Origin of the sequence: Ruminococcus sp. AF20-12LB (genome assembly GCF_003478985.1) — a bacterium.
GTDB lineage: Bacteria > Bacillota > Clostridia > Lachnospirales > Lachnospiraceae > Blautia_A.
Genome location: NZ_QUGH01000001.1, coordinates 111,426 through 132,982, shown reverse-complemented (window position 1 = coordinate 132,982; position 21,557 = coordinate 111,426). Strand labels below are relative to the sequence as shown.

The 21,557-nt window shown below is 45.9% G+C and carries 18 protein-coding genes; 2 read left to right on the top strand and 16 right to left on the bottom strand.

Annotated features, from left to right (window positions below; genetic code table 11):
- Window positions 1–23: 23 nt before the first annotated feature.
- From dapA to DWX61_RS00545, 3 genes are all read right to left on the bottom strand, one after another.
- Complete coding sequence (gene dapA, locus DWX61_RS00555; RefSeq protein ID WP_118512676.1) at window positions 24–920, bottom strand: 4-hydroxy-tetrahydrodipicolinate synthase; 897 nt, start codon at window positions 918–920, stop codon at window positions 24–26.
- A gap of 35 nt (window positions 921–955) precedes the next feature.
- Window positions 956–1,462 (bottom strand): cob(I)yrinic acid a,c-diamide adenosyltransferase, encoded by a 507-nt coding sequence (locus tag DWX61_RS00550; RefSeq protein ID WP_118623244.1) that lies wholly within the window; start codon window positions 1,460–1,462, stop codon window positions 956–958.
- Between the two features lie 131 nt (window positions 1,463–1,593).
- Complete coding sequence (locus DWX61_RS00545) at window positions 1,594–2,220, bottom strand: single-stranded DNA-binding protein (protein ID WP_015526248.1); 627 nt, start codon at window positions 2,218–2,220, stop codon at window positions 1,594–1,596.
- A 201-nt stretch (window positions 2,221–2,421) separates the two neighbouring features.
- Here DWX61_RS00545 and typA point away from each other — a divergent pair, with 201 nt between their 5' ends.
- The gene (gene typA, locus DWX61_RS00540; protein ID WP_118512766.1) at window positions 2,422–4,254 is read left to right on the top strand and encodes a translational GTPase TypA; all 1,833 of its coding nucleotides are present in this window, start codon (window positions 2,422–2,424) and stop codon (window positions 4,252–4,254) included.
- Window positions 4,255–4,988: 734 nt separating this feature from the next.
- Window positions 4,989–7,625, top strand: coding sequence for a bifunctional acetaldehyde-CoA/alcohol dehydrogenase (adhE, locus tag DWX61_RS00535; RefSeq protein WP_118623242.1), 2,637 nt, complete (start codon window positions 4,989–4,991; stop codon window positions 7,623–7,625).
- Between the two features lie 159 nt (window positions 7,626–7,784).
- On the opposite strand, the gene DWX61_RS00530 is transcribed toward adhE, so the two are convergent.
- From DWX61_RS00530 to DWX61_RS00470, 13 genes are all read right to left on the bottom strand, one after another.
- Window positions 7,785–8,975 carry a pyridoxal phosphate-dependent aminotransferase gene (locus DWX61_RS00530; RefSeq protein ID WP_118623240.1) on the bottom strand — a complete coding sequence of 397 codons (1,191 nt, stop codon included), beginning with the start codon at window positions 8,973–8,975 and terminating at the stop codon, window positions 7,785–7,787.
- A 161-nt stretch (window positions 8,976–9,136) separates the two neighbouring features.
- Entirely contained in the window at window positions 9,137–9,691 is a 555-nt protein-coding gene (locus DWX61_RS00525; protein WP_118623238.1) for a phosphatase PAP2 family protein, read from the bottom strand.
- A 531-nt stretch (window positions 9,692–10,222) separates the two neighbouring features.
- On the bottom strand, window positions 10,223–10,897 hold the full coding sequence (locus DWX61_RS00520; RefSeq protein ID WP_022427340.1) for a V-type ATP synthase subunit D: 675 nt from the start codon (window positions 10,895–10,897) through the stop codon (window positions 10,223–10,225).
- A 14-nt stretch (window positions 10,898–10,911) separates the two neighbouring features.
- On the bottom strand, window positions 10,912–12,285 hold the full coding sequence (locus DWX61_RS00515) for a V-type ATP synthase subunit B (RefSeq protein WP_118512681.1): 1,374 nt from the start codon (window positions 12,283–12,285) through the stop codon (window positions 10,912–10,914).
- A gap of 1 nt (window position 12,286) precedes the next feature.
- Window positions 12,287–14,056, bottom strand: a complete 1,770-nt coding sequence (locus DWX61_RS00510) for a V-type ATP synthase subunit A (RefSeq protein WP_118623236.1) — start codon at window positions 14,054–14,056, stop codon at window positions 12,287–12,289.
- Between the two features lie 24 nt (window positions 14,057–14,080).
- Entirely contained in the window at window positions 14,081–14,401 is a 321-nt protein-coding gene (locus tag DWX61_RS00505) for a V-type ATP synthase subunit F (protein ID WP_118623234.1), read from the bottom strand.
- A complete protein-coding gene (locus DWX61_RS00500; protein ID WP_330385182.1) occupies window positions 14,394–15,368 on the bottom strand; it encodes a V-type ATPase subunit in 975 nt (324 codons plus the stop codon). The genes DWX61_RS00505 and DWX61_RS00500 overlap by 8 nt, the downstream gene beginning before the upstream one ends.
- A 27-nt stretch (window positions 15,369–15,395) precedes the next feature.
- Window positions 15,396–15,989 carry a V-type ATP synthase subunit E gene (locus DWX61_RS00495; RefSeq protein ID WP_118623232.1) on the bottom strand — a complete coding sequence of 198 codons (594 nt, stop codon included), beginning with the start codon at window positions 15,987–15,989 and terminating at the stop codon, window positions 15,396–15,398.
- Between the two features lie 20 nt (window positions 15,990–16,009).
- A complete protein-coding gene (locus tag DWX61_RS00490) occupies window positions 16,010–16,480 on the bottom strand; it encodes a V-type ATP synthase subunit K (RefSeq protein ID WP_015526259.1) in 471 nt (156 codons plus the stop codon).
- Window positions 16,481–16,484: 4 nt separating this feature from the next.
- Complete coding sequence (locus DWX61_RS00485; RefSeq protein ID WP_118623230.1) at window positions 16,485–18,491, bottom strand: V-type ATP synthase subunit I; 2,007 nt, start codon at window positions 18,489–18,491, stop codon at window positions 16,485–16,487.
- Window positions 18,492–18,507: 16 nt separating this feature from the next.
- A complete protein-coding gene (locus DWX61_RS00480; RefSeq protein ID WP_207664982.1) occupies window positions 18,508–18,843 on the bottom strand; it encodes an ATP synthase subunit B family protein in 336 nt (111 codons plus the stop codon).
- A 275-nt stretch (window positions 18,844–19,118) separates the two neighbouring features.
- Window positions 19,119–20,216, bottom strand: a complete 1,098-nt coding sequence (locus DWX61_RS00475; RefSeq protein WP_118512686.1) for a substrate-binding domain-containing protein — start codon at window positions 20,214–20,216, stop codon at window positions 19,119–19,121.
- A gap of 140 nt (window positions 20,217–20,356) precedes the next feature.
- Window positions 20,357–21,055, bottom strand: coding sequence for an RluA family pseudouridine synthase (locus DWX61_RS00470; RefSeq protein WP_118512687.1), 699 nt, complete (start codon window positions 21,053–21,055; stop codon window positions 20,357–20,359).
- Window positions 21,056–21,557: the final 502 nt, after the last annotated feature.

Below are 21,557 nucleotides of genomic sequence, written 5' to 3'. Positions count from 1 at the left end.
TTTACCTTTCGCTTACAGTCAGATCATTTAGCAAGCTTAAGGCCAAATTTCTCGATCTCTTTTGCAAGAGCTGTCTTTGTGTCCTCTTCCATCTCACAGAGTGGCATACGAAGAGGTCCTACGTTCATTCCCATAAGGTTCATAGCTGTCTTAACAGGAATCGGGTTTACTTCACTGAACAGTGCATTGATCAGTGGAAGAGCTTTCAGCTGATCCTCTGTTGCTCCCTTGGTGTCGCCGTCGAAATATTTCATGACCATGTCATGTGTAAACTTCGGTGCAACGTTGGAAAGTACGGAGATAACTCCAAGTCCGCCAAGAGAAAGAATCGGAAGTACCTGATCATCATTTCCGGAGTAAAGCTCAAGCTGTCCGTCTGCCAGAGACATCATTTTGGCGATCTGGGAAAGATCTCCTGTTGCTTCCTTGATTCCGACAATGTTCTTTACATTCTTTGCAAGGTAAGCTGCTGTAGCCGGCTGGATGTTGCAGCCTGTACGGCTCGGTACGTTGTACATGATGAGCGGAGTTTCCGGAACTGCATTGGCAATTGCTGTGTAGTGAGCGATAAGACCCTTCTGTGTAGCCTTGTTATAGTAAGGTGTTACAATAAGAAGAGCGTCTGCGCCATAGGAAGCTGCTTCCTTGGACATCATGATCGCTGTCTCTGTACAATTGGAACCTGTTCCTGCGATAACAGGCACACGTTTGTTAACTTTATCAATTGTGAACTTAATTGTCTGAAGATGCTCTCCGTGTGTCAGAGTAGAAGATTCTCCTGTTGTTCCACAGATAACGATGGCGTCTGTGCTGTTCGCGATCTGATCCTCAAGGATCTCCTCAAGTTTCTCAAAATTCACCTTACCATCTTCATGCATAGGTGTTACGATTGCAACGCCTGTTCCTTTAAAAATTGCCATTTGTCTTCCTCCTTCTTTCTTCTGTGAAATATTGCTTATTCCCGTTCCTGGTCAGTCAGCTCTGTTGTTATCGTAGTAATACTATCCACATAGGGCTTCAAAGCATCCGGAAGCCAGCGTCCGGTCATAATTATATGCATACTTTCATCCTTCTGCTTAAGCATATCGATGATCGTCTCAACTGGAGCGATTCCTTTATCCATAAGCCCGAGGATCTCATCCAACAGCAGGAAATCACACTCTCTGGTAGCAATTACCTTCCGTGCAAAATTAAGGCCATTGAGAATATTGGTTCTCTCTTCTGCCTTTTCCTGCTCGCTCAGGTCATTATAGCAGGTGTCCATTTTTTCGAAACGGAAAATCTTGAAATCAAAATTATCCAGTTCCTCAAGGAAATCCAGTTCTCTGCGTTCCCTGCCTTTGAGGAACTGTATGATGATCACACTTCTTCCCTGTGTGGCAAAGCGCAGCCCCTGGCCTACAGCCAGAGTTGTCTTTCCTTTCCCGTTCCCACAATAAACCTCTGTTATTTCTCTTTCCATGATTTTTCCTCTTACTGTTAGTAAAACCGGTAATTCCCCATTTTTATGATTTTTTTTATATTACCGCAGATTGGCTGGAAATGCAAGTGTTACCTTAATGTTCTCACCACTATTCCAAAATATATCCAATGTTACTCAACATATTCCAATTTACTTACCGAAACTTCATAGGCAATCCTTTTTTCTGTCTCGTTTTCACTAATCCGTTTCATGTACTCCCTGCTCTGGATCCTGCCCCAGATCAGTACATGCCCGCCTACTTCAAAAGCAGAAGCATATCTGGCATTTCTTCCCCAGCATATACATGGTATGTAATCGGATTTTCCGTAAGGTCGATTGACTGCCATCAGAAGATCTGCGATCTCTCTTCCCAACGGTGTTTTTCTGTATACAGGCGGTTTACAGATATATCCGTCCAGAAAGATCTGATTAACCGGCACAGTTTCTTCTTCCTCCCCAACAAACTTCACTTCCCGGGCAAAAACCGAAAGCACAAGCCGGTTTCTCTTTTCTTCATGACGGTTATAGGATCGGAACTGTCCGTGGATCTCGATATATTCTCCCACATAATCCTGTGTGATATCGATCAGCCGCTCAGACACCATCACCGGGATCCTGTCCTCCGAATCGCTGAGACGTTTTACCAGGATATCCATCATGTAAAATCCTTCTCCAAAGACCTGATGGCTGAAAGTAAACCCCGTAGCGATCCGTCCCATAACGGATACCTGATTGTTTTCAATAATTTTATCTGCCATAATAAGTAGCTCTCCTTCCTCTTCGTGTATTTCGTCTATATCAATCTATGTGCATTTGCGGTATAATATGCCTGAAAAATGAAAAACCAAAAATATTTTTTTATGTCTTGTAATCTCACCAAAATGTGATAGACTATAAATTTGGACATCATTTTTAACAAAAAAGATTACTTATATATGGAAAGAAAGGATTTGGATTATATGAAGACCAAGCGTGAAGATGTTCGTAACGTGGCCATTATCGCCCATGTCGATCACGGTAAAACAACACTTGTTGACGAGCTTTTGAAACAGAGCGGTGTTTTCCGTGAAAACCAGGAAGTCCAGGAACGTGTCATGGACTCCAACGATATTGAGCGTGAGCGCGGCATTACGATTCTCTCCAAAAACACCGCAGTTCATTATAAGGATGTAAAAATCAATATCATCGATACTCCAGGTCATGCGGACTTCGGCGGCGAGGTAGAGCGTGTGCTGAAGATGGTAGACGGCGTTATTCTTCTTGTGGACGCCTTCGAGGGTGCCATGCCTCAGACTAAATTTGTACTTCGTAAAGCTCTCGAACTGAACCTGCATGTTATTGTCTGCATCAATAAGATCGACCGTCCGGAAGCACGTCCGGAGGAGGTTGTCGACGAAGTTCTGGAACTTCTCATGGACCTGGACGCATCTGACGAGCAGCTGGACTGCCCGTTCCTGTATGCCTCCGCAAAGGCCGGCTACGCAGTTCGTAACCTTGATGATAAGCCTGAGAATATGGCTCCTCTTTTTGAGACTATCCTTGATGCGATCCCTGCTCCTGAGGGAGATCCGGACGGAGATACACAGGTTCTTATCAGCACCATCGACTACAATGAATATGTAGGCCGTATCGGTGTCGGTAAGGTTGAGCGCGGAACTATTTCCGTAAACCAGGAGCTGATGCTTCTGAACCATCATGACCCGGACAAGCACGAGCGTGTGAAAATCAGCAAGCTGTATGAGTTTGACGGTCTGAACAAGGTTGAGGTTAAGAGTGCCACCATCGGTGCTATCGTTGCAATCTCCGGTATTGCGGACATCCACATCGGTGATACTCTCTGTGCAGGAGATAATCCGGAAGCAATTCCGTTCCAGAAGATCTCCGATCCGACAATCTCCATGAACTTCCTCGTAAATGACAGCCCTCTTGCAGGACAGGAAGGTAAATACATTACTTCCCGTCACCTTCGTGACCGTCTCTACCGTGAGCTGAACACCGATGTCAGCCTTCGTGTGGAAGACACAGACACAACCGAGTGCTTCAAGGTTTCCGGACGTGGTGAGCTTCATCTCTCCGTTCTTATCGAGAATATGCGCCGTGAAGGATACGAGTTTGCAGTCAGCAAACCGGAGGTACTTTATCACACAGATGATCGCGGACGTAAGCTTGAGCCGATCGAGATCGCATATGTTGACGTTCCGGAGGAATTTTCCGGTACTATCATCCAGAAGCTCAGCGAGCGTAAGGGTGAACTTCAGGGTATGAGCACAGCAAGCGACGGAAGTGTACGTCTCGAATTCTCCATCCCTTCCCGTGGACTGATCGGATTCCGTAATGAATTCCTTACCTCCACCAAGGGTACCGGTATCCTGAATACCATGTTTGACGGATATGCACCATACAAGGGAGACTTCCCGTACCGTAAACAGGGTTCACTCATCGCATTCGAGGCAGGCGAAACTGTTACCTACGGTCTTTTCTCTGCTCAGGAACGTGGTACTCTCTTTGTCGGACCTGGCGAGAAGGTTTACAGCGGTATGGTCATCGGACAGAACGGAAAGGCCGAGGATATCGAGCTGAATGTCTGCAAGACCAAGCACCTTACCAACACTCGTTCTTCTTCCGCTGACGATGCACTGAAGCTTGTTCCGCCAAAGATCTTAAGTCTTGAGCAGGCCATTGAGTTCATCGACCAGGATGAGCTTCTTGAGGTAACACCGACAAGCCTTCGTATCCGTAAACGTATTCTGGACTCCAGAGACAGAAAACGTGCCGCATTCCGTAAGAGCTGATAGGTTTTGACTGCTATAGTTACGGTTCACCGGTAATATTTCGCATCAACCACATTTATACAACTGCCATATGGGAAGCATTTCCCGTATGGCAGTTTTTTTCTGCCGGAAAATCCGAATAGTTTTTGTTTAATTATTCTGAAATTTTTAGCAATTTCAAGTTTTTTTATTTCTTATGATTCTATACTTTACCATGGTATGATATTTTTGTTAATTATTTGTCAAAATGCCCCTTTATTTTTGTTAATTATTTATCGAATCCGCTATTGACGTCTGAAATTACTTGAATTATAATGTGTACATGATTGTTTGACAAAAGTTTAACGTTAATATTTTAACTGCATGCTGCGTTTTATCTTTTGCCCGCCCTTCATATGTATGCATGTTTTTTGTCAGTGCTGACAATTTTTTAACATGTTTTTTATGCATAATGCTGAATTTCAAAAATTTTTTTTAATGTTTTTCCAGTAATTCAGCGTTCTGCAAAGTAAAATTTACAGTATTTTCCCACGATTTTCTGTTCGTCATTTTGCACATAGCGAAAAAATTCAGAATTTGCGTTTTTTTCAGAATTTTGATACCATATCAGTATCAAGCCAGAAAATTCAATCAGATTGAATCAACAACGAAACGCAGCGCGGGGACTTACAAAAACTCTGCAGCATCTGCCGGCGAAAAAAGGATAAGCCCGCAGAACCACAGACCATTATCATATGAAAACAGGAGGATTCCACATGGCAAAGAAAGAAACTATCCCTACCATCATCGACACTCCAGAAGCCCTGACCGCGAAAATGGCTGCAATGAAAGAAGCACAGAAGATCTTTGCTACCTACACACAGGAGCAGGTTGACAAGATTTTTAAGGCAGCTGCTACCGCCGCTGACAAGATGCGTATCCCACTTGCCAAGATGGCTGTTGAGGAAACAGGAATGGGCATCATGGAAGACAAGGTTATCAAGAACCATTACGCAGCAGAGTATGTTTACAATGCATATAAGAACACTAAAACATGTGGTGTTGTAGAAGAAGACAAGGCTTACGGACTCAAGAAGATCCTGGAACCTGTAGGACTGATTGCCGCAGTTATCCCTACAACCAACCCGACCTCCACAGCAATCTATAAATCTCTTATTTCCCTGAAAACCCGTAATGCGATCATCATCAGCCCGCATCCGCGTGCCAAGAAATCCACTATTGAAGCTGCAAAAGTTGTTCTGGAAGCAGCTGTTGCCGCAGGTGCGCCGGAAGGAATCATCGGATGGATCGATATCCCAAGCCTTGATCTTACCAACATGGTAATGCAGAACGCTGATATCATCCTCGCCACCGGTGGTCCCGGAATGGTCAAGGCAGCTTACTCCTCCGGTAAACCGGCTGTTGGTGTAGGACCCGGAAATACACCTGCCATTATTGATGACAGCGCAGATATCCGTCTTGCAGTTAACTCCATCATCCACTCCAAGACCTTTGACAATGGTATGATCTGTGCTTCCGAGCAGTCCGTAACTGTTCTGGAGAGCATTTATAAAGAAGTGAAGGAAGAGTTCCTTTACAGAGGATGCTACTTCCTTAAGAAAGACGAGATCGAGAAAGTCAGAAAGACCATCCTTATCAACGGCGCACTGAATGCCAAGATCGTAGGACAGAAGGCTGCTACCATTGCTGAAATGGCAGGCGTTACTGTACCGGCTGAGACCAAGATCCTGATCGGTGAGGTTGAATCCGTTGATATCAGCGAGGAATTCGCACACGAGAAGCTTTCCCCTGTACTTGCCATGTACAAGGCCAAGAATTTTGACGACGCTGTTGCAAAGGCTGAACAGCTTGTTGCAGACGGCGGCTATGGTCACACCTCTTCCCTCTACATCAACGTAAATGAAACTGAGAAGATGGATAAATTCGAGGCAGCTATGAAAACCTGCCGTATCCTTATCAATACTCCTTCTTCCCAGGGTGGTATCGGTGACCTTTACAACTTCAAGCTTGCTCCATCCCTTACTCTTGGCTGCGGTTCCTGGGGCGGTAACTCCGTATCCGAGAACGTTGGTGTCAAACACCTTCTCAATACCAAGACTGTTGCTGAAAGGAGAGAGAATATGCTCTGGATGAGAACACCGGAAAAGGTTTACTTTAAGAAGGGCTGTATGCCGGTTGCTCTTGATGAGCTCGGTACTGTTATGGGCAAGAAACGCTGCTTCATCGTAACAGACTCCTTCCTCTACAAGAATGGCTACACCAAACCGATCGAAGATAAACTGGATCAGATGGGCATCGTTCATACATGTTTCTCTGATGTAGCTCCTGACCCGTCTCTCGCTTCCGCCAGAGCCGGTGCCAAGGCTATGACAGCCTTTGAGCCGGACTGCATCATCGCTCTTGGCGGCGGTTCCGCAATGGACGCCGGCAAGGTTATGTGGATGCTTTATGAGAATCCGGACGCTGACTTCTCCGATATGTCCATGGACTTCATGGATATCCGTAAGAGAGTTTATACCTTCCCGAAGATGGGTAAAAAAGCTTACTTCGTAGCGATCCCGACCTCTTCCGGTACAGGCTCCGAGGTTACTCCTTTCGCCATCATCACAGATCAGGATACCGGCGTTAAATGGCCACTGGCTGATTACGAGCTTCTCCCGGATATGGCAATCGTAGATACCAATAACATGATGAGCGCACCGAAGGGACTTACCCGTGCTTCCGGTATCGACGTTATGACACATGCTATTGAAGCTTATGTTTCCATGATGGCTTCCGATTACACCGATGGTCTTGCACTGAAAGCGATCAAGCTTGTATTTGAGTATCTGCCGCGAGCATATAAAGATGGCAATGACGTAGAGGCCAGAGATCATATGGCTAACGCTTCCTGCATGGCAGGTCTTGCATTCGCCAATGCATTCCTCGGCGTTAACCACTCTCTTGCTCACAAGCTCGGTGCTTTCCATCACCTGCCACACGGTATCGCAAACGCAGTTGTTCTTCTGGATGTTATGCGTTACAACAGTGCTGAGGTTCCGACTAAGATGGGTACCTTCCCACAGTATCAGTATCCGAAGACACTTGCACGCTACGCTGAGATCGGACGTTCTGTAGGTCTTACAGGCAAGAACGATGCAGAAGTATTCGAAAAACTTCTTGCTAAACTGGATGAGCTTATGAGAACTATCGAGATCCTGCCGACGATTCGTGATTACGGCGTAGATGAGAAGTATTTCCTGGAAACTCTGGATGAGATGTCCGAGCAGGCCTTCAATGACCAGTGTACCGGTGCCAACCCGAGATATCCGCTTGTATCCGAGCTGAAAGATATCTATCTGAAAGCTTACTACGGAGAAATGCCAAATAAAGAAAAGAAAAAAGCCAAATAAATGTGGAACATCCTTTTAATGAAACACAGCCGGGAGTCTATTCACTCCCGGCTACGTTTCATTTGCTTATTCCCTCTTGCAAAAGATCCCCGATACATGTCTGCATGAACAGACTGTACCGGGGATCTTTTATTCAACTGCTTTGTGATGATCGTTTATTTATTTCAAGCCATACTCTGCTGCAAGTTTCTTAAATTCAGGAAGAGAATTCACAATTGTCTCATAGGATACACAATATGCAAGTCTCACATAACCGGGGCATGCGAAGGAGCTTCCCGGTACCATAAGGATGTTATATTTTTTACCGGCTTCACAGAAGGCTTTTTCGTCTTCAACCGGAGATTTTACAAAGAGATAGAAGGCACCCTGTGGTTTGATGCACTCAAATCCGCATTCTTTCAGGCCATTATAAAGTGCCTGACGATTTTTATCATAAGCTGCAAGATCAGTCTTGGCGTCTACACATTTTGCAACTACCTTCTGGATCAGGGACGGTGCATTTACACAGCCAAGTGTACGGTTTGCAATGGTTGCTGCTGAGATCAGCTCTTCGCTTCCGTCTGCCTCATCAGGGATCACCAGATATCCGATACGTTCACCCGGAAGTGAAAGAGATTTGCTGTAGGAATAGCCTACAACAGTATTATTATAATATTTCGTCAGGTATGGGACCTCCACGCCATCATAAGCCAGCTCACGGTATGGCTCATCGGAGATCAGGTAGATCACGATTCCAAACTCTTTCTGTTTTGCTTCCAGGATTGCGGAAAGTTTTTTGATCGTTTCTTCTGAATATACAACTCCGGTAGGATTATGTGGGGTATTTACGATAACCGCTCTTGTCTTCGGTGTGATTCTTTGCTCAAATTCAGCAAGGTTTGGCTGGAAGGTTGTGGTATCCGGAGAGATTTCCACAAGGACACCATCATAATTACGGACATATGCACCGTATTCCAGAAAATATGGTGCAAAAACAATCACCTCTTCTCCAGGGTTCAGGATTGTTTTCAGGATCACATTCAGTCCGCTTGCAGCACCGACGGTCATGATCAGATTCTTTGCGGAAAATTTCGTATCGAAACGTCTGTTGAGGGATTCTGCGATGGTCTGGCGTACATCCTCAAATCCTGCGTTGCTCATATATCCGTGAAGAACTGTCGGATCAGTAGTGTTTACAAGCTCAATAATTGCTTCGCGGACGCTGTCCGGTGCCGGTACACTTGGATTTCCGAGGCTGAAGTCAAAAACCTTATCTGCACCATATTTCGCACGGAGGCGATTTCCTTCCTCAAACATCATACGGATGGCGGAATTATTTTTTACGTAGGGTTTCATTTTTTCTGATATCATTTTGTATATTCTCCTTTTATCCGATTTTACAGGGTTCCAAATCATTATTTCTACCATAGTCAGAATCTGTCATACTGTCTACAATTTTACCCCGTCTTGCTTCAGCGTGTCAATACTTTGTCCAGGTAAAGTGTTTCATATTTTCCTACCTTCAGGACAATCTAGTGTACCTGTTTGTCTTCCGGTTTCGTTCGCACGATCCACACTGACAGCGTACTTCCCACCAGCGCGATCACGAATCCGGCCAGAACATCTGTCGGATAATGGACACCAAGATACAGTCTGGAAAATGCCACCAGTGCTGCCAGGACTACTGCCGGGATTCCGAATTTCTTCGGAAGCATCCGGAGCATTACCAGAGCAACGGCAAAGGACGCTGTGGTGTGACCTGACGGAAAAGAAAAATCCTTCGGTTTTGTGATCATGGGGATCAGCGCTTCGATTTCCGTAAAAGGCCTTGGTCTTGCCACTATATTTTTGAGAAGCAGGTTGGTAACGATTGCCCCGAAGATCAGGGACAAGGCTGCCGCATAGCCTGTTTTTCTTGTCTTTGGGACAGCAAGAAGAACAACTGCACAGAGAATCCAGAACCATCCTCCGTTTCCCAGAAATGTAACAGATTTCATAAATGGTGTCAGCATATCCGTTCTTAAATATTGCTGGATCAGAAGAAGGATTTCTCCGTCCAGCTGTTGTATTGACTGTAAAATATTCATATACCTCTTACTGATCAGACGATACCGCAATCTGCTTTGCCAGCTGTTCATAGCCATGCAGCTGCCCGGCAGTTTACCTGGTCAAATCAGTTTCTCCTCTTTCTTTATTTTTCAGCAGACAGAGCAGCTTTCTTTTATATCTCTGCATCTGCAGCTGTCTGATCTACCTCTTATCTATTATACTGTATTTTTCTTGATTTTCTGATAACAAAAACTAAATATTTTATAAATTAACTAAATAACTGTCACTGTTCACTCCGTTCTCAGTAACACGCTTCGAAATGCACAGAATTTATGCTGATCGCATAAATTCGCACAGTATGTCTCGGGTTTTCTGTGACCTACTTCAATTACGAATATCCACTTGTCCATCAAAAAACGTCTCTGTGCTGTCAAAACACTGCACAGAGACGTCTCCTTCCCGTTACTTAAAACCTTCGTAACTGTTCAGTACCCTCGTGGGATATTACGTTCTGAACAGCTGCAAACTTTCTATATAAACTTTTCTTTTTCTTTCAGGATGACTGCGCTTTACGCTCCGCGCTCTGCCTCCCGCTCCTTATAATGATGTGCCTCCTCCAGCATCATATCTTTCACCTTCATCAGTCGGATCTGAGTACTTCTCTCATTCTCATCCAGCTTCATGGTGATGTATTTAATGTTTGCCCGGGCTTCCGGTATGATGACATGCTCCAGGGCATTTACACGACGTCTTGTTTTTTCGATCTCGGAAGCCATAAGCTGACAGGCCTTTTCCACTTCTGCCAGACGAAGCATATCCGGCAGGATGTCTGCCAAAGATTTTACCGCTCCGTCCAGATCACTGGATGTAAAAGCAAAGCCATAGGAATAGATATCGTTGGCATCCGGTGTTCTTGTTTTGTATTCAAAAACAGGAATATCCACACTCATAACATTCTTTTTTCCGGTTTCCAGATAAACTTCCTGCTTGGGAGCCATCAGTGCCGTATTCAGCGTTTCCTCCGACATTCCAGCTTTTGCAATGACAAAATTGGTGTTGGCACTTCGGATACCGGCTTCTACTTTTTTTCGCAGCTCCATATTCTCCCGTACCAGATCCAGGAACTGTCTCATCAGCTCGTCCCGCTTATCCTTCAGAAGCTTGTGGCCACGTACTGCAGTCACCAGCTTCTTTTTCTGCTTCGTAAGCTCCATACGGGTAGGATTCACCTGTGTTGATGCCACAAATCATCCCCCCTTTATACTTTTCCGTAATACTGATCAAGGAATTTGTCATCGATACGTTTCAGCTCGCTTCTCGGAAGAATGGAAAGCAGCTTCCAGCCGATGGCCAGTGTTTCCTCAATATCACGGTTAGCCTGATAGCCCTGGGAAACATATTCCTTCTCGAAAGCATCCGCAAATTTTGCATAGATCAGGTCAATGTCGGAGAGAGCTGCCTCACCAAGAATGGTCATCAGCTCTTTGGCCTCTTTACCACGAGCATATGCGGCAAACAGCTGGTTCATGGTGTTAGCATGGTCTGCTCTTGTCTTGCCTTCACCGATACCCTTATCCTTCAGTCGTGACAGAGACGGAAGAACATCAATGGGCGGTGTGATTCCCTTACGGTAAAGCTCACGGCTCAGGATGATCTGTCCCTCTGTGATGTAACCGGTAAGATCCGGGATTGGATGGGTCTTATCATCCTCAGGCATAGTCAGGATCGGAACCATGGTGATACTTCCTGATTTTCCTTTCTGACGGCCTGCACGTTCATAAAGAGAAGCAAGATCTGTGTACATATATCCGGGATATCCACGACGTCCCGGAACCTCCTTACGAGCTGCTGAAACCTCACGGAGAGCATCCGCATAGTTTGTGATATCCGTAAGGATTACCAATACGTGCATGTTTTTTTCGAAGGCAAGATATTCCGCTGCTGTCAGTGCCATTCGCGGAGTAGCGATACGCTCAACAGCCGGGTCATTCGCCAGGTTCACAAAGAGAACAGTACGATCTATAGCTCCGGTTTCCTTAAAGCTCTCTACAAAGAAGTTTGACTCCTCAAAAGTAATACCCATGGCTGCAAATACAACGGCAAATTGCTCATCTTTTCCGCGAACCTTCGCCTGTCTTGCGATCTGTGCCGCAAGCTGTGCATGGGGAAGACCGGATGCAGAGAAGATCGGAAGTTTCTGTCCACGTACCAGAGTATTCAGTCCGTCAATCGCAGATACACCCGTCTGGATAAACTCCTCCGGATAACTTCTGGCTGCCGGATTCATAGGCAGTCCGTTGATATCTCTTCTCTCTTCCGGAAGGATCTCCGGGCCATCATCGATAGGGCGGCCCAGTCCGTCAAAGACACGGCCCAGCATATCGCCGGATACACCAAGCTCCATGCTCCGTCCCAGGAAACGTACTTTACTGTTGGAAAGGTTGATACCTGTGGAACTCTCAAACAGCTGTACCAGTGCATTGCTTCCGTCGATCTCCAGAACACGGCATCTTCTCGTTTCGCCATCGGCAAGCTCAATCTCACCAAGCTCGTCAAATGCCACGTCTTCAACGCCACGTACCAGCATCAAAGGGCCGGCAACTTCCTGTATGGTTCTATATTCTTTTGGCATTTTACAGGCCCTCCTTTCCCAGAAGTTCTGCAGTTTCTGCTGCCAGCTGGCGGGTTACCTTCTCATATTCTGCTGCCAGCTGATCTTCTTTTGTATATTTATAACGGCCGATCTGCTCACGTACCGGGAGTTTTACGATATCATTGATATCTGCGCCCTGTTTCAGCGCATCCAGACCCGCATCATAAAATGCAAGTACCAGACGCATCATATTGTGCTGTTTTTCCAGAGATGTGTAGGTGTCGATCTCGTGGAAAGAGTTCTGGTGGAGGAAATCCTCTCGGATGGAACGGGCTGCTTCCATTTTCAGGCGGTCACCCGGAGAAAGCGCATCCATACCTACCATCTTTACGATTTCTTCCAACTCTGCCTCTTCCTGAAGAAGGGTCATCATTCTCTGGCGAAGCTTCATCCAGTCATTCGCTACATTTTCGTCAAACCATCCGCCAACGCTGTCCAGATACAGAGAATAGCTGGTCAGCCAGTTGATCGCCGGGAAATGACGTTTATATGCAAGGTTTGCGTCCAGTCCCCAGAATACCTTTACGATTCGAAGTGTCGCCTGGGAAACCGGCTCGGAGATATCACCACCTGGAGGAGATACGGCGCCGATTGCTGTCAGGGCACCCTCCCTTCCGTCTTTTCCACTGCAGATCACATGTCCGGCACGCTCATAGAACTGCGCAAGACGGGAACCAAGATATGCAGGATAACCTTCCTCACCTGGCATCTCCTCCAGTCGTCCGGACATCTCACGGAGAGCCTCAGCCCATCTGGAAGTGGAATCTGCCATCAATGCTACGGAGTATCCCATATCACGGAAATACTCCGCAATGGTAATCCCCGTATAAATAGAAGCCTCACGTGCCGCAACAGGCATGTCTGAGGTATTGGCGATCAGAACAGTACGCTCCATCAGGGATTGTCCTGTTTTCGGATCTTTCAGCTCCGGAAACTCGTTCAGAACGTCTGTCATCTCATTTCCACGCTCACCGCAGCCGATATAAACCACGATATCTGCCTCAGCCCATTTTGCAAGCTGATGCTGGATAACCGTCTTACCGCTTCCGAACGGGCCGGGAACTGCTGCCACACCACCCTTGGCAATAGGGAACATGGTATCAATAACACGCTGTCCTGTTACCAGAGGCTTGGCTGGCGGAAGTTTCTTACTATACGGACGGCCACGTCGTACCGGCCAGTGCTGCATCAGGGTCAACTCTTTATCGCCGTCTGCTGTGGAAAGAACTGCAACGGTCTCATCCACGGTAAACTCACCGGATTTAATTTCCTTCAGAGTACCTTTCATATTGGGCGGTACCATGATCTTCTGTGTAACAACAATAGTCTCCTGAACGGTTCCAAGAACATCGCCGCCCTCCAGCTGATCTCCCACCTTCGCAACCGGAATGAAATTCCATTTTTTGTCCCGCTTCAAGGCTGGAACCTCAACGCCTCGTTTCAGGTTGTTACTGCCTGCTACCTTCATGATGTCATCCAGCGGACGCTGGATTCCATCGTAAATGCTTGTAATAAGGCCAGGACCAAGCTCCACGGAAAGAGGCACCTCCATGGACTCTACCGGTTCTCCCGGACGAAGTCCTGAAGTCTCCTCATATACCTGTATGGAAGCCTCATCTTCATGCATCTCAATGATCTCACCGATCAGACGCTGGCTGCTTACACGAACCACGTCATACATATTTGCATCCCGCATACCCTTGGCAATTACCAGCGGTCCTGCCACCTTCTTAATGGTTCCTCTGCTCATCTGAACCAATCACCTGCTTTCTTGTCACTCATTACTGAAAAGAATATCGGAGCCAACTGCCGTCTCCACGGATTTCTTTACATTTTCGATACCTGCACCTGTGTTTCCGGAAATTCCGGGAATCTGAATGATCGCAGGCATCAGCTCCTCACTATATTTACTGATCTCTGTGGAAAGCTGGGCCGCCAGCTGTTCCGTAATATAAATAACCGCATATTCACCGGCCGCCAGACGGTTAAGCTTCTCTTTACCTTCTGCGGGATCCTCCACCGGAAAAGTATCAAGGCCAAGAGCCGCAAACCCGTAAATGCTGTTATAATCACCTAAAACTGCGATCTTATACATACATTTCCCTTGCCCTTTCCCGGATAAACTCTTCCGGAAGGCCGCTGCGCTTTCCGGTGAGAATGATCCGCACCGTCTTAATCTCATTTTCACGGGCAAGCACATAGGCTACCAGCGGTCCCAGTGAAAATGAATTGTACAGCTGAGGGCGGATGGTCTCCATGATCTGGTTATCACACCATCTCTCAAAGGCGGAAGCTGATTCCGCCAGTGCCAGAGCTCCGTCCCCGTATTTCGTTTCTGCCAGATAACCCATGATCTGATCCATTCCGCTTACTGCCGCGTGGATCAGTCTCTCCTTATCCAGTGTGTCACATTCTGCCATGGCTTTTTTCATAAAGTCCGAACTTTTTCCTGTTTTGCAGGCACGGACTGCGATCCGGATATCTGCTACCGCTACCGTGGATTCCGCATACTGCCGGACGATTTCCTCTTTTGACCGTTCTCCGGCTTTTTTTATGGCATCCAGTGCTGCCCTGTCTACGATAATATCCGCAAGCTGTCCGTCTCTTGTGTGCAAAAAAGTCTCATAGGCTTCTCTTGCCGCTTCCCGCATGTCCTCAGGAAAACGATCATATTCCTTATCCTTCAGGAATTTCACCATATCCTCTCCGTCAATGGAACAGTCGCTGAAAAAAATATTCGGTGCTGCTCCCTGCAGGATACTTGCCTTCACAGCTGCCTTCAGATTATGGAAAAGATCTTGATAAGAAAGGACAGAAAAAACAGATCGGTCCGCTACCAGCGAATCCATGATCTCCCAGATCTTTTCTCTCTCCCGGGAAAGAATGGCGTCCGCACCGGCTGCAGGATCACCGTTTCCCCAGCCCTTCTCTGTAAGGATCTGAAGGCACTGCTGCTCATCCTGACATGCCAGAAGCTGCTCGATCGCCGCCTGATTCAGAAGTCCGGTCTCCAGAACACGTATCCTCGCCACCGCATAGGCATAATCTTCACCAAACATCATTCACGCCCTCCTTTTTGCGATGGTGTTTTACGCAAACAAAATCTTTCTTACCTGATCCAGAAGCTCATCCCGCTTCTCTGCGAACATGGCATCAATAGAACAGTTTTCCTCAATGCCGCCGTATATCAGGATAAAACCTCCGTCTATGTTTCGGGTTTCACCGGAAATTTCCAGCACACCACCCTTTTTCTGTGCCAGGCTCTTTATTTCCTCACGGAAACCTGCCGGCATACGTTCCAGATCCTTTTTTGAAAAACAGATCTCTCCTTCTCTTGGAAGAAGATATTTCTCAGCCATATTCTTAAGGATCCCAAAATATTTTTCTTCATCCAGATTCTTCACACGGTCACAGGCATCTGCGATCACATTTCCGATCAGTTCCTGCTTGGCTGCAAGAACTGCGGTACGCTTCTTCATATCTGCAGCGGAAGCTGTCCGCTCTTCATAGCTTTTCACCTTTGCCCTGGACTGTTCTTCTCTCTGCTGCCGGATCTTATCTGCCTTTTCTCCGGCTTCCCTGAGGATCTCTGCGGCTTTTTTCTCCGCATCACTGATCGCAACGGCTGCAGAAGCATCGGCCTCTTCAAGAATCTGGCTTACCATCTTCTCTAATCCTGTCATGCTCTGCCCCTCCTGATGAATCAAACCTGAATTCCGCTGACTGCAAGAATGGAGATCAGAAGAGCCAGAATCGCATATGTCTCAACCATTGCAGGGAAAAGCATGGCTTTACCGAACTGCTCCGGCTTCTTGGCTACGATACCGATGGAAGCTACGGAAGTTTTTCCCTGATGGATCGCGGAAAGAAGACCTGCGATAGCAATCGGAAGACAAGCCACAAAGATCATAAGACCGGTTTCCAGGGAAATATCAGCAACACCGCCGCCCAGGATACCAACCTTGGAAAGTGCAAGGAATGCTACCAGCAGTCCGTAAATACCCTGAGTACCAGGAAGAAGCTGCAGAAGAAGAACCTTGGCAAATTTGTCCGGGTCTTCTGTTACAACACCTGCTGCTGCACGGCCGGCTGTACCAACACCGATGGCGGAACCTATACCTGCAAGAGCTACGGAAATTGCTGCTCCCAATAATGCCCAAACGATACCACTCATAATATTAATCCTCCTTAATATCTACATATTTTGTATTTTCGCGGAAGGGGTGGAACTCTTTTCCTCCGCCCTCAAAGAATTTGCCGAAAAACTCTACGTACTGTAATCGGCAGGTGTGCACGTATGCACCCAGAAGATTGATCAGAAGGTTAAAGATATGACCAATCACAAATACAAGGATAAATACGATCCATCCCAGAACACTGTCTCCCAGCATACTTCCCATCTGGTTCATAACTGACGCGATAACTCCGGTGGCAAGTCCCAGAGCCAGAAGTCTGGAGTAGGAAAGGATATCACTGACCCATCCCGTGATATTGTAAAGATCGTAGGCTCCAAGCGCCAGTCTCAGGAACGGATTCTTCTTATCTCTTCCTGACATGAAGAGAATTCCCACTGCTCCGATGATCGCCATCCATTTTCCGACCTGTATCACTGCCGGTGAAAGATTCAGATCCATCTGAGAAATAGAACGGAACATGCTGCTTGGGATAAAGATCAGGATCAGTCCCATAAGAAGCAGGAACCAAAGCACTACATCACAGAAAAAGTCAAGATATTTTCTGTCACGTAACAGCATGTAGCCCTTAAGCCCCATTCCCAGAAACATATGGATCAGGCCAAACAGCATGGAAAACACCAGAAGTCGCATCGGCTCATTTAACGGTGCAAACCATACCGGCTTCACCGTGACCGGCCTGTGCAGATATACCTTCGAAAATACATCGATAAAATCTCCGAAATATCCGCCAAACATCACTCCCCAGAACAAAGTGGACAATCCACAGTACATAAAAAGCCGGATGGATTTCTGCATTCCGCTCTCCATCCTGGGGAACTTCAGAAGTACTCCCAGACAGACTGCAAAGACGATCAGTCCATATGCTGCGTCTGACAACATCAGTCCGAAAAGAAATACATAGCAGGCTGTCATGATCGTGGAAGGATCGATCTCTCCCTTTCCGGGAAGACCAAATGCTGCCAGAACTCCCTCTCCTGCTGCTCCGAATTTACCATTCTGAAGGGCAACCGGAACATTTTCTCCCTCAGCATCTTCTGCTTCAAAAACAATATCGTACTTCTCCGTAAACCGTTTCTCCATTGCAGGAACCTGTTTCTTCGGAAGATATCCTGTCACAAAAAAAGTGCTCTCCGACTGGCGGAGCTGTCCTAATACCTCATATTTCTGTGCACGGATTCGGAAATAATCGGACAAAAGCTGAAGAGAGCTCTTCCTGCCGTGAAGAGCTCGTATCTGCTCCCGGATCTGTTCGGACTCTTCCTGAATGCGTACCACTTCATTCTTAAGGTTCTCCAGCTCCTGTGCCGGAACCTCTGATACCAGCTGTGCCGGTCTTGCAAATCCCTGCATCCGAAGCGCTTCTTCCAGTTCCTGCGCCTGTGCTTTCAGGCAGACAACCACCAGGCTCAGCTTACCGGCGTCATTTGAGATTTCCCGGATATCAAAGGCTTCAAGCTGTGGTGCATCCGCTGCCAGCTGACTGTATACCTGATCCAGAGTTATATTTCCGTCAATACTTCCCACAAGTACCGCTGCTTTCGCTGTACCTCCGAAGTTCATCGGAATATCCAGCTTCAGCCATGGAGCAAGAGCTGCTTCCTGCTGTTCTAGCTTAACTGCCGCCGCACTGTTCTCTGTAAGCTTCTTCCGGTATCCCTGGATTTCTCTGGCTGTTCTCAGGATCTCTTCCTGATCCCGGATAGCTTCTTCCTCCTGCTTCCTTCCGATCAGCGGTTTCCCTGCCAGGGATGCCAGCATGGATTGCTTTTCCTTTGAAAATTCATCCAGTATTTCGATTGCCTGATCACAAAGGGATGCGTTCTTCTCAAAGATCAGCCGGGCATTCATGGTATCCATCGTCTTAAGCTCCGGATCCAGCTCCGCTGCATCGATCTCCAATACTCCAATTGACTGCAGTTCTTCCAATATGGCCTTACGGTTCTTTTTCATTGCGCAGATACTGATTCGCTGCATCTGCAATACTGCCATTTTCGCACTCCCCCTCTCAGAACAAACTGTCCATTACTGCCTGGATAGCCTGCTCGTGCTTCGACTCCGCTTTCTTTTTCAAAGCTGCAAGCTCCTCCTCTACTTGTCCAACGACAGTGTTCTCTGTACTGTGTGCACGTTCCTCGGCTGCTTTCATATCAGATGCCGCCTGTTCGCCGGCGGCTGTTTCCGACTTTCTGATAATATTCTCTGCCTCTTTCTCAGCTTCGCTGATGATACTCTGTGCACGGACGGATGCATCCTTTATCTTCTGCTGCGCTTTTGCCTCCGCCTCTTTCACTGCCTTGATCGTTTCCTGGATCATCTGATCACCGCCTCTCTGCATATCCAAATTGTACCACAATCGCTTTTTTAAAACAATGTTTATTATGCATTTTAACGAGAAATTTATTTGTATTGTGTCAAAAACTCGTCATATATGTTATATTTTTGCCATTTTTTCGCACACTTTTTATTTGTTTATTCTATTCATATTTTTTATTTTTATTCAAAAAAGCCATCAGCCCGATGAAAATGTTCTTTACATCTTCATCGGACTGATGGCTTTCAGTTATGAACAGGTGATAAATGTGAACTGCCTCATCCGACCAAATTACAAATTATCTGTTAATTATACAGATAATTTGTAATGTCTTCGCTTTTGATATTCTCAGCATCGATCCATACCGGATCAAGTAAAACCTTCTTATCAATCTTTGTTTCCTTCTTCGGTGCAGTAGACTGAATAGCCGCCCACATGGTCTGATATCCCATCGCATAAGGATTCTGGGAAAGCACTCCCAGTTCTTCCCCTTTCTGGATTGCTTCCTGCTGTTTGCTGGTTGCATCTACGCCTACCATAGCAACTTTATTTTCTCCTGTGTCCTTATTTACCTCCAGAAACATTTCAGAAACCTCGGCATTGGTGCAGAAAACACCATCCAGTGCCGGATATTTATCCAGAACTTCCTTCATGGCTTCCTTCATATCATCAACCTGGTCAGAATATACGGTTTCCACCACTTTAATATCCGTATAATTTGCAATATTATCCAGAAATCCCTTTACACGTTCCTGAGCGCTCTGTGTTTTCTCCTGTGCAGAAAAAACAGCCACATTTCCCATTTTTCCAATGGCGCTACCAAGCTTATATGCTGCATATTTGCCGATCTGTGTATTATCTGTTCCACGGAAAGCTCTGACCAGCTTCGTATCACTGACATTGGAATCAAATGCGACCACCGGAATTCCGTTCTCTTTCGCTGCTTCCAGCTGTGCCTGACAGGAATCCATGTCTCCGGCAGAAAGACACACTACAGATGGATTCTCAGCGATCACTGCATCAAGAGTATTGATCTGACTTTCTACGTCCTCTTCATCATCCGGACCCTCAAAGGTCATCGTGATCTGCTTGTCTTTTTTGAAACCGTACGCCTCATTTACGTCCTTGACAGCAGCTTCCATTCCTTCTTTTACTTTATTCCAGAACTCACCTTTTTTGCTTTTGCTGACAACAGCTATTCTGGCACCTTCTTCAATAGAAAGAGTGTCATCGATCTCAGGGATCAGCGGGCTTTTTTCTTCTTCCACTTCGGTTGCTTCAGGGGTTTCCTGGACATCTGCTACAAGCGGTGCAACAAGCTTTTCTACTTCTTCTTTCTGACAGCCTGTCAGCAGGGTTGCCACAGCCAACAAGGCTGCTGACGCTACTGCAGCTCTTTTCATTGTAATCTCCTCTTCCTCGCTGGTTACTGTTCTTTATCGTCTGCCTTGTCCGTCCACAGTAACTTATACTTTACAAAAAACTTACATTTGGTTACTTGCTTTTTACATTATACACTTTTTCGTATTTCCGTCCAGAGTTTTTACATTTTTTTCACAAAATCCAGAAACGCGCTTCCCTGTGGCTCTGTTTCAAACTTCATCATTTTTCCTGTTCTGGGGTGTTTGAATTCCAGACAACTGGAACAAAGTCCCAGTGATGTACCTTTTTCTCCTGAAGGATTATATTTCCGGTCTCCCAGAAGGGGGATTCCCTCATGAGAGAGCTGCACACGGATCTGATGATGTCGACCTGTTTCCAGCCTGATCTTAAGAAGTGTCCGGGATTTTCCGTTTATCTCCTGCTGATCCAGAACTTTATAATGAAGGATTGCTTTTTTTGCTCCCGGTGTATTTGCAGACACAACCTGAGACATGTTGGCTTTTCCATTTTTTTTCAGATAGTCTGTAAGAGTCCCTTCTGAGTTCTTTGCTTTTCCCTCTGTTACTGCCAGGTAATATTTTCCGGCGCCTCCTGCCATCATCTGTTTACTCAAATTTCCTGCTGCTTCGGATGTTTTCGCAAATACAAGAATGCCTTCTACCGGCTGATCAAGGCGATGCACTACTCCCAGATATGGGATCTTCCCCGGTGTTTTTTTAACCAGATAATTTTTCAGGGCACTTTCCATGTCCATTGTTCCTATTTTTGCTGCCTGCACCGGCATTCCTGCTGTTTTTCTGCACACAAGGATTTCTTTGTCTTCATATAAAATATTTTCTTCAATCTGATAATTCCACATATTTTCTCATCTTACTTCCTTTCTCACAGAAGTATAACTGATGATGTTTTTGATGGCAACTGATAAATATAACTGTTCGGAAAATCTCTGATTGAAAATTTTGATCTCTGATCGGATCATATTATTTTATCCAGGGCTTTTCGGAACGATTATATACTTAACATATGCAATCTTATATACACAACGAGACGGTCATCACTTTTTTTACTTTTACAGTTTCCAAAAATGATGACCGTCTCAACACTCTTCGTTATTCAATTTTTCTTCCTCTTCGTTCTTTCGAATAAAGTTTTCTTGTTATACTTATTATATTTATCAATCGAAATCTCTGATTTTATATACTTTATAAAATAATTTCGATTCTCTTTATTCAATTTTGAAATTTTTCTTTTTCAGATTCTCTCTTCTTTTTTATTTCCTGCTCATAAACGACTGATATATGTAAGTATATCTCCTCGATTATTTAGAAAGTTTTATAGATTGGAAATCATCTTTTACGATG

Bases quoted from the DNA above. Each gene is read 5' to 3' on its own strand.
- dapA (WP_118512676.1), bottom strand. From the start codon at position 920: ATGGCAATTTTTAAAGGAACAGGCGTTGCAATCGTAACACCTATGCAT.
- DWX61_RS00550 (WP_118623244.1), bottom strand. From the start codon at position 1,462: ATGGAAAGAGAAATAACAGAGGTTTATTGTGGGAACGGGAAAGGAAAG.
- DWX61_RS00545 (WP_015526248.1), bottom strand. From the start codon at position 2,220: ATGGCAGATAAAATTATTGAAAACAATCAGGTATCCGTTATGGGACGG.
- typA (WP_118512766.1), top strand. From the start codon at position 2,422: ATGAAGACCAAGCGTGAAGATGTTCGTAACGTGGCCATTATCGCCCAT.
- adhE (WP_118623242.1), top strand. From the start codon at position 4,989: ATGGCAAAGAAAGAAACTATCCCTACCATCATCGACACTCCAGAAGCC.
- DWX61_RS00530 (WP_118623240.1), bottom strand. From the start codon at position 8,975: ATGATATCAGAAAAAATGAAACCCTACGTAAAAAATAATTCCGCCATC.
- DWX61_RS00525 (WP_118623238.1), bottom strand. From the start codon at position 9,691: ATGAATATTTTACAGTCAATACAACAGCTGGACGGAGAAATCCTTCTT.
- DWX61_RS00515 (WP_118512681.1), bottom strand. From the start codon at position 12,285: ATGCCAAAAGAATATAGAACCATACAGGAAGTTGCCGGCCCTTTGATG.
- DWX61_RS00510 (WP_118623236.1), bottom strand. From the start codon at position 14,056: ATGAGCAGAGGAACCATTAAGAAGGTGGCAGGACCGCTGGTAATTGCC.
- DWX61_RS00505 (WP_118623234.1), bottom strand. From the start codon at position 14,401: ATGTATAAGATCGCAGTTTTAGGTGATTATAACAGCATTTACGGGTTT.
- DWX61_RS00500 (WP_330385182.1), bottom strand. From the start codon at position 15,368: ATGATGTTTGGTGAAGATTATGCCTATGCGGTGGCGAGGATACGTGTT.
- DWX61_RS00495 (WP_118623232.1), bottom strand. From the start codon at position 15,989: ATGACAGGATTAGAGAAGATGGTAAGCCAGATTCTTGAAGAGGCCGAT.
- DWX61_RS00490 (WP_015526259.1), bottom strand. From the start codon at position 16,480: ATGAGTGGTATCGTTTGGGCATTATTGGGAGCAGCAATTTCCGTAGCT.
- DWX61_RS00485 (WP_118623230.1), bottom strand. From the start codon at position 18,491: ATGGCAGTATTGCAGATGCAGCGAATCAGTATCTGCGCAATGAAAAAG.
- DWX61_RS00475 (WP_118512686.1), bottom strand. From the start codon at position 20,216: ATGAAAAGAGCTGCAGTAGCGTCAGCAGCCTTGTTGGCTGTGGCAACC.
- DWX61_RS00470 (WP_118512687.1), bottom strand. From the start codon at position 21,055: ATGTGGAATTATCAGATTGAAGAAAATATTTTATATGAAGACAAAGAA.